The following is a 1633-nucleotide window of genomic DNA, read 5'->3' as shown; positions in this document are numbered from 1 at the left end:
ATTCGCATTCATGGCCCACGTCGTAAGCCTTTCCAGATCATCCGCGATATTATTGATATAGTAAAGGATATCACGAGTCCTAAGAAGGATACTCCACAGCAGGATCCACAGGGACCAAAGAAGGCTGCATAAAAAAAGAAGATATAAATATATCCCCTGGCTAATATAAAAGTCAGGGGTTTTCTATATTCAAAAATATACCTAATGGCACAATAAAAGAGCAGCTCGTAATGAACTGCTCTCGTAGACTAAAGCTCGTTATTTAGGCTGTTCTCGAGTCGCAAACACGGCCGTTAGAAAAACCTAATAAGAAGCAGGCAGCTGTATTCTTACGCTTCTTATCTTTAACTACGCCGATACCAACCCCCACGATGGCACATGCTGCTTTGTACGAAGGTTTACCTTTGTCTTCAGGTCGCGGTTTACCCCTTCCCCCTGCCACCTGATCAAGCTCGTCCTCGGAAAGATTCATTTCCTTCAGTTGCTCCTGCTCATATTCCTTCAATTCCTCAAGGGTAAATGGCAGACCGACTTCCTCAGCCAGTGGAATAACGATAGCTGCTACTGCCTTTTCACGAAAAGCAATATCATCTGCAGAGCCCTCATTCTTCTCAGCAAAATCCTTATCCAGAGCATTGAGCTTTTCAGCCAAAGCTGCATCCTGGGCCAGCTTATCATAAAACTTTCCTACATTTTCCTTTGCCATAATGTATTCCTCCTTAGTATTTAAATATTGTTGTTTACTCTTGTCCTTTATATCCATGAGGGGATAAAAGTGTTATCTCTTTTTTATTTTTCTGCAAAAAATTTGGATTTCCTGCAAAACAAAAGAGCAGCTCATAAGGAACTGCTCTCGTAGACTAAAGCTCGTTATTTAGGCATCTCTCTTGTCGCAAACACGGCCGTTAGAAAAACCTAATAAGATGCAAGCAGCTGTATTCTTACGCTTCTTATCTTTAACTACGCCGATACCAACTCCCACAATGGCGCATGCTGCTTTGCACCTAGGAGGATTATTTCGTAACTTAAACTTACCTCCAGCTACCTGATCCAGCTCATCCTCGGAAAGAGTCATGGTCTTCATCTGGTCCTGCTCGTATTCCTTTAATTCCTCAAGGGTAAATGGCAGACCAACTTCCTCAGCCAGTGGAAGAACGATAGCCTCCGCTGCCTTTTCGCGCATAGCTGCATCATTTGAAGAAGTCACGTTCTTCTCAGCGAAATCTTTATCAAGAGCATTGAGCTTTTCAGCCAAAGCTGCGTCCTGGGCCAACTTATCATAAAACTTTCCTACATTTTCCTTTGCCATGATGTATTCCTTGTATGATGTTTTTAGAAGCTAAAACACATACTTTCCTTTCTTTTTAATATCGTGGTTCAATACATTCAGATACTGTGGACTTTTGATTGTTTTCCTGTAGCTTTGACTACTCTAAGGAGTGTATTGCCACTACCTTTATCTGAATTGTTTATAGCTGGATGTTGCCGGAGCTGTCCGAGTACTTATTTCCATCAAGTCTACGATGATAATCGCTGGTGGATATCACGGTATCAGACTTTAGAAAGGGAGGTTCAACCTCATGATTTATGTAGGCATTGATATTGCCAAACTCAACCATTTCGCCTCAGCCAT

2 protein-coding genes are annotated in these 1633 nt (G+C 41.9%); both read right to left on the bottom strand.

What is annotated here, in order from left to right; translation table 11 throughout:
- Nucleotides 1–262: 262 nt before the first annotated feature.
- Nucleotides 263–706: a Nif11 family protein gene (locus T525_RS0113745; protein ID WP_027407642.1), complete on the bottom strand. Its 444-nt coding sequence runs from the start codon at nucleotides 704–706 to the stop codon at nucleotides 263–265.
- 168 nt (nucleotides 707–874) lie between these two features.
- The gene (locus T525_RS0113740) at nucleotides 875–1309 is read right to left on the bottom strand and encodes a Nif11 family protein (RefSeq protein ID WP_027407641.1); all 435 of its coding nucleotides are present in this window, start codon (nucleotides 1307–1309) and stop codon (nucleotides 875–877) included.
- Between the last annotated feature and the right edge of the window lie 324 nt (nucleotides 1310–1633).

The sequence above is a fragment of the Anaerovibrio sp. RM50 genome, from assembly GCF_000622005.1.
In the GTDB taxonomy this organism is placed as follows: domain Bacteria; phylum Bacillota; class Negativicutes; order Selenomonadales; family Selenomonadaceae; genus Anaerovibrio.
The sequence above is the reverse complement of the archived record's forward strand: the minus strand, read 5'-3'. Positions and strand labels throughout refer to the sequence as shown.